Annotated in this window: 5 protein-coding genes; 2 read left to right on the forward strand and 3 right to left on the reverse strand. The window is 65.0% G+C overall.

From position 1 onward, the window contains the following. Window positions 1–202: 202 nt before the first annotated feature. Window positions 203–682, reverse strand: coding sequence for an Lrp/AsnC family transcriptional regulator (locus tag MESS4_RS22550; protein ID WP_006335909.1), 480 nt, complete (start codon window positions 680–682; stop codon window positions 203–205). A 155-nt stretch (window positions 683–837) separates the two neighbouring features. On the opposite strand from MESS4_RS22550, the gene MESS4_RS22555 reads away from it, so the two are divergent. Beyond that, window positions 838–1,677, forward strand: coding sequence for a DMT family transporter (locus MESS4_RS22555; RefSeq protein ID WP_244441189.1), 840 nt, complete (start codon window positions 838–840; stop codon window positions 1,675–1,677). A 4-nt stretch (window positions 1,678–1,681) separates the two neighbouring features. On the opposite strand, the gene MESS4_RS22560 is transcribed toward MESS4_RS22555, so the two are convergent. Both MESS4_RS22560 and MESS4_RS22565 read right to left on the reverse strand, forming a co-directional pair. Next, window positions 1,682–2,593, reverse strand: coding sequence for a dienelactone hydrolase family protein (locus MESS4_RS22560; RefSeq protein WP_006335921.1), 912 nt, complete (start codon window positions 2,591–2,593; stop codon window positions 1,682–1,684). A 447-nt stretch (window positions 2,594–3,040) separates the two neighbouring features. Further along, entirely contained in the window at window positions 3,041–5,353 is a 2,313-nt protein-coding gene (locus MESS4_RS22565; RefSeq protein WP_006335923.1) for a glucose/quinate/shikimate family membrane-bound PQQ-dependent dehydrogenase, read from the reverse strand. A 227-nt stretch (window positions 5,354–5,580) separates the two neighbouring features. On the opposite strand from MESS4_RS22565, the gene MESS4_RS22570 reads away from it, so the two are divergent. After that, the coding region (locus MESS4_RS22570; protein ID WP_244441188.1) for an ATP-dependent helicase at window positions 5,581–6,561 on the forward strand (981 nt) is incomplete at its 3' end.

Genomic DNA, 6,561 nt, shown 5'->3' on the forward strand with positions numbered 1-6,561 from the left:
GGGAGATGTCCGGTAGGACAGAGAGGGGTGGGAAGGATCGCCGGCTTTCGTTTTAATCGAACCGGCAACTTGCCGGAAGACGTGGCTCTGATTGGCTGACAGGTCGGAGGGACAGCACCCCCCTCTGCCCTGCCGGGCATCTCCCCCGCAAGGGGGGAGATCGGCAGCTTCGCCAATGGCGCCTTGCTGACGGACGCTCACTTCAAGCCTGACCCTTCACCGCCCCCAGCGGCGAGCGCGCCATCACAGGTGACGACTGGATGATCGCGGTGTTGGTCATCGCATGCGGGATGATGCGGTCGATCACCCGTTCGAGTTCGGCCACCGAGCCGACATGCGCCAGCGCGATGAAGCAATCCTCGCCGGTCACCCGGTCGCATTGCGCGATTTCCGGCAGATCGCGGATGATCTCGGCCACGACGGCCAGTTGCCCCGGCACCGGCCTGATCCGCAGCCATGCCGACAGCTTCATGCCGAGCGCGGCCGGATTGATCCTGACCGTATAGGCCTCGATCACGCCGCTCTCTTGCAGCCGCTTGATGCGCTCGGCCACGCTCGGCGCCGACAAGCCGACCGAACGCGCCAGTTCAGCCGTGCTGGTGCGCGCATCCTTTTCCAGCAGCCGCAGGATTTTCAGGTCGGCGGCATCGAGATCGGGATTTTCGTTTCGAAGGCGTTTCAAGGGAAACTCCTCAGGATCGGAAAGTCATTGGCCATTCTGGCCGGCGACCGTCCATATAAACCGGAATACCTCCTTGCGATAATGATCTTGTGAAAGACCCCGCGCAAGCACCTGTCGCAAGCCCTTATCTCGCCGGCCCAGCCTTTGCAAACGCGCTGCCGCCGCATGTCTGGTTCGGCGTCAGCGCCGTGTTCCACTATCTCGGACCGGCTTTTGCCGTGTTGCTCTTCCCGCATGTCGGGGTGCTCGGCATGGCGTGGCTGCGCATCGCCAGCGCCGCCCTTGTCTTTGCGCCGCTGACCCGGCCGTGGACAGTGTTCGCTCGCGCCGACCGCTCGACCAGACTGCTGCTTCTGGCCTTCGGCGCCTGCCTCGGCGTTATGAACTGCTCCTTCTACCTGGCGCTCGACCGCTTGCCGATCTCGCTGGTCGCGGCGATCGAATTCGTCGGCACCATCGGCGTCGCCCTCGTCGGCCTCAGAAGCCCGCGCAATCTCGCGGCCCTTGCCGTCGCCGTCACCGGCACCTTGCTTTTGATCGACGTCAAATGGTCTGATGATCCGGTCGGCCTGTTCTGGGCCTTCCTCAACGGCGCGCTGTTCGTCTTCTACATCGTGCTTGGCCATCGCGTTGCTCGCGCCGGCGCCGGCTATGGCATCGCCGGCCTGGGCGCCGCGATGGCTGTCGCCTTCCTCATCGTGCTGCCGGTCGGCCTCAGCGATGCGCTGCCGGCCTTCTCGGCCCCCTCGCTGCTCATCGCCGCCATCGGCGTCGGCATCTGCTCGTCGGTCATCCCCTACATCTGCGACCAGCTCGCAATGTCCAGGCTGCCGCGATCGAGCTTCGCGCTGATGCTGTCGCTGCTGCCGGTCACCGCGACGCTGATCGGCGTCATTGTGCTCAGACAAATCCCCAGCCTCACCGATTGCTTCGGCATCGCGCTGGTGGTGGCCGGCGTCGCCTTCCACAAACCGGCGCCACAAACCGACGAATGACTGATCAGGCGAGCTTCTCCTTCAGGAAAGCGATCGTCCGCCCCCAGGCGAGGTCGGCCGCCTGCTTGTCGTAGCGGGCAGCGGAGGTTTCGTTGTTGAAGGCATGGTTGGCGCCTTCATAGACATAGGCGGTGTATTCGACATGGGCCGCGTCGAGTTCCTTCTTGAAGGCGTCGATACCGGCATTGATGCGCGTGTCGAGCCCGGCATAGTGCAGCAGCAGCGCCGCCTTGATCTTGGGCACATCCTCGGCCTTCGGCTGCATGCCGTAGTAGGCGACGCCGGCGGCGAGATCAGGTGCATTGACCGCCAGCATGTTGACGGTGCCGCCGCCCCAGCAGAAGCCGACCGCCCCGACCTTGCCATTGCCGTCCTGGTATCCCCTCAGGAAGGCGACCGCTGCGACGGCATTGGCTGCGGTCTGCGCCGGATCAAGCTTGGAAAACAGGTCACGCGCCTTGTCTTCATCGACCGGCGTGCCGCCGAGCGGCGACAGGAAGTCCGGCGCCAGCGCCACGAAGCCTTCCAGCGCCACGCGCCGTGCCACGTCGCGTATATGCGGGTTGAGCCCCCTGTTCTCATGGATGACGATGACGGTGCCGAGCTGGCCGGACTGACCGGCGGGCTTGACCAGATAGCCCTTCATGGCGCCGCCGCTGCCCGGGAAAGTGACCTCCTCGCCCGTCACCCGCGGATCGTCCTCGGCAACGATCGCCGCCTGGGCCGCATTCGCCGCCAGCAGCGGCGCGATCGTAGCCGCCGCCGCGCCCGATCCGGCAAGCCTGGTCAATTGTTCCATGAAACGGCGGCGGTCGAGCGTCAGATGCGTGTATTCGTCATAGGCATCGATCATCGCCTGGGTGATGACCGGTTTGGCAGCCTTGGCGCTTTCGGAACTGGCGGCGGACTTCGTCATGGTGCTCCTCGCTTCGGGATGATCTCGCTGCGCAAGATAGGGTCGCGACGTGCATGGTCCAGTCTCGGGCGAGTGACATGGCGAAAGCCCTCAAGCAAAGGATCGGCTCCAATCACATTTTGGTCATTTCCCACAATCTTGATGGTCCTGCCACAATATGAAGGGAAGCTGGCGGCCCGCGCCTGCCCCAACTTGGTCAGACAGAGGGGCTGGCTCTGACATTAGGAACAATGCCCATGACCTTTCCTTCCCCAATCCTTGCCAGTGGGTTCGTGCTCGCCGCCGCTGCCTTTCTGCTGCTGCGCTCCGTGTTTACCAGACAATCGCTGGTCAAGGTCCGCAGCGACCGGCCCCGGTCTGCGAACACGAAAACCCGGGCTGAGGTGAATCAGGGAGCCTCGACCAGGCAGCCTGAAGGGCCATCTCGGGCTCGGCTGGCCCGCTCTCTTACTTCGGCAGCGTGTAGGCCATCACAAAGTCGCCCGGCTTGGTGCCGACCGAGCCATGGCCGCCGGCGACGATGACCACGAACTGGCGCCCGTCGGCGACGGTGTAGGTCATCGGTGTCGACTGCCCGCCGGCCGGCAGCCGGGCCTGCCAGAGCTGCGTGCCTGAGGTCAGGTCATAGGCGCGCAGATAATCGTCGACGGCCGCCCCGAGGAAGGCGACGCCGCCGGCTGTGATCATCGGCCCGCCAATGCCCGGCACGCCGACCTTGAACGGCAGCGGCAGCGGCGTCATGTCTTGGACGGTGCCGTTGCGGTGCTTGTAGACGATCTTGCCGGTCCTGAGGTCGGCGCCCGCCACATAACCCCAGGGCGGCGCCTGGCAAGGCACCCCGAGCGGCGACAGGAAGGGCCCCATCACCACCGCGTAGGGTGCGCCCTCGTTGCGGTTGAGGCCCTGCTCGCTGCCGCGCCCTTCGTCCGGCGGCGGCACCTGGTCGCGCGGAATGAGCTGCGACTTGAAGGCCAGATAGGTCGGCATGCCGAACATCACCTGGCGGACCGGATCGACCGCCACGCCGCCCCAGTTGAAGGTGCCGAAATTGCCGGGATAGATCAGCGAACCCTGCAGCGACGGCGGCGTATAGCGCCCTTCGTAACGCAGTTTCAGGAATTCGATCCGGCAGGCCAGCTGGTCGAACATGGTGATGCCCCACATGTCGGCGCCGGTCAGCGGCTTCGGATTGAAGCTCAGATCGGAGACCGGCTGGGTCGGCGCGGTGTGATCGCCTTCGATGGCGCCGCCTGGTGCCGGCACCTCGTTGACCGGAATGATCGGCTCGCCCGTGCGCCGGTCGAGCACGTAGAGATCGCCCTGCTTGGTCGGACCGACCAGCGCCGGCACCACGCCACTGGCCGTGGTGATGTCGACCAGCGTCGGCTGCGCCGGCACGTCCATGTCCCAGAGATCGTGATGCACGGTCTGCCGCACCCAGCGGAACTGCCCGGTATTGAGATCGAGCGCGGTGATCGAGGAGGAGAATTTCTCGACATTGGCGCTGCGACCCATGCCGAGCTGGTCCGGCGTCTGATTGCCAAGCGGCACATAGAGCAGGCCGAGCTTCTCGTCGGCGCTCGCCGTCGACCACATGTTGGGCGAGTTGTGGGTATAGGTCTGGCCCTCTGCCAGGGGTGTTGTCTGGTCGGGATTGCCCGAATCCCAGTTCCAGACAAGAGCACCGGAGTCGACATCGAAGGCGCGGATGACGCCGGACGGCTCCTCGGTCGAATAATTGTCGTTGACCGCGCCGCCGACGATGATCTTGCCGCCTGATATCAATGGCGCCGAGGTCGAATAGTAATAGCCCGACTTCGGAAAGGGCATGTTCGCCATCAGGTTCAGCGTGCCGCCCTCGGCGAAGGCCGGACAGACCTGCCCGTTCGCCGCGTCGAGCGCGATCAGCCGCGCATCGGAGGTCGGCAGATAGACGCGCGCGGCGCAGGGCTGGCCGGCGGCGATCTTGGCGTCGGCATAATAGGACACGCCGCGGCAGGTCTGATGCTGGCGGTCCTTGTCCGGCTTGACCTGTGGATCGTAGCGCCATTTCTCCTTGCCGGTCGCGGCATCGATGGCGATGGCGAAATTGTGCGGCGTGCAGATGTAGAGCGTATCGCCGACCTTCAGCGGCGTCACCTGATAGGTCGTCTCGCCGACGTCGTCCGGTCCCTTCACGTCGCCGGTGCGATAGGTCCAGGCAGGTTGCAGCTTGGCGACATTGTCGACGGTGATCTGGTCGAGCGGTGAATAGCGTTGGCCGTACTGCGTGCGGCCGTAATAGTGCCATTCGCCGGCTGGCACCTCGCCGCCGAGATCGGCGGTCGGGGTCACCTTGTCGGTGCTGAGCTGCCCGGCGATATCCTTCGGATCGGCCGTCATCGAATAGCCGGCCACCGCAAGCGAGGCCAACACAGAGAGAATCAGCGGCGCCCGGCCGTCCGGGCCGGTGAGGCCCCGCCGCGCCCACGGCGTCAGCAGCCACAGCGCCAGAAGGACGACGATACCGCCGCGCGGGCCGAGCTCCCACCAGTCGAAGCCGATTTCCCAGACCGCCCAGCAAAGCGTGCCGATCACGATCGCCGCATAAAGCCACAGCGCCAGGGACTTGCGCCTGTAGAGCAACCAGGCGGCGATGAGGAAAGCGAGACCTGTTATGACATAGTACCAACTGCCGCCCAGCATCGCCAGCCGGATGCCGCCGCCGCCAAGCGCCAGGCCGATGAGAAGAAGGATGAGGGAGGTGATGGTTACAGCCAAGATGATACTCCTTCGACTGATGCGCCCCGCCGCGCGCCCATGGGCAACCCGGCATTGCGTCCCTGCCCCGAACGCAACTTTCTCCCGCCCGCCCTGCCTGTCAAGCAAGCCCTGCGCAATAGGTCGTGGGCCGACGTTTGACCAGGTTTGAGGGTTAACGGCCGAGATCGAGAACAAAACGTAGACACTTCTGGCCTTTCGCCGCCGAATCACTACATTCGGGGGCGATGTCCGGCTTTTCGGAAGACATGCCCTTTTTTGACGAACCGAATGCGCGGCCCGCGGCCCCGTCCGGCATCGCCGCGCGCGCCATGGCTGCCCGCGGCGGTCACAACAATGCGCCCGACTATCTCAAGGGATTGAACCCCGAGCAGCGGCTGGCGGTGGAAACCACCGAAGGCCCGGTTCTGGTGCTTGCCGGCGCCGGCACCGGCAAGACGCGCGTCTTGACCACCCGCATCGCTCACATCCTCGCCACCGGCAAGGCCTTCCCCTCGCAGATCCTCGCCGTCACCTTCACCAACAAGGCGGCGCGCGAGATGAAGCAGCGCATCGGCATTCTGATCGGCGAAGGCAATGTCGAGGGCATGCCGTGGCTCGGCACCTTCCACTCGATTGGCGTCAAGCTGTTGCGCCGCCACGCCGAGCTTGCCGGGCTCAAATCCGATTTCACCATCCTCGACACCGACGATGTCGTGCGCCTGATCAAGCAGCTCATCCAGGCCGAAGGTCTCGACGACAAGGGCTGGCCGGCCAAGCAGTTCGCCCAGATGATCGACGGCTGGAAGAACAAGGGGCTAGGCCCCGCCGACATTCCCGAGGGCGATGCCCGCGCCTTCGCCAACGGCAAGGGCCGCGAACTCTACAAGGCCTATCAGGAGCGGCTGCGGACGCTGAACGCTTGCGACTTCGGCGATCTGCTCTGCCACCCGATCCGCATCTTCCGCGCCAATCCGGATGTGCTGAAGGAATATCACAAGCGCTTCAAATACATCCTCGTCGACGAATACCAGGACACCAACACCGCGCAATACATGTGGCTGCGGCTGCTTGCGCAGCGGCCGGATACTGGGAAGAGCGCCGGCGGCAGAGGCAAGCCGATCTCCCCCCTCGTGGGGGAGATGTCCGGCAGGACAGAGGGGGGCGACGTAGGGCGCAACCCCTCCAATGCAGCGGAATTCAGAAGCGGAGAGGCCGGCGGGACAGCG

The organism is Mesorhizobium sp. STM 4661, assembly GCF_000359125.1.
Taxonomy (GTDB): Bacteria; Pseudomonadota; Alphaproteobacteria; order Rhizobiales; family Rhizobiaceae; genus Mesorhizobium.

Bases quoted from the DNA above. Each gene is read 5' to 3' on its own strand.
- MESS4_RS22560 (WP_006335921.1), bottom strand. From the start codon at position 2,593: ATGACGAAGTCCGCCGCCAGTTCCGAAAGCGCCAAGGCTGCCAAACCG.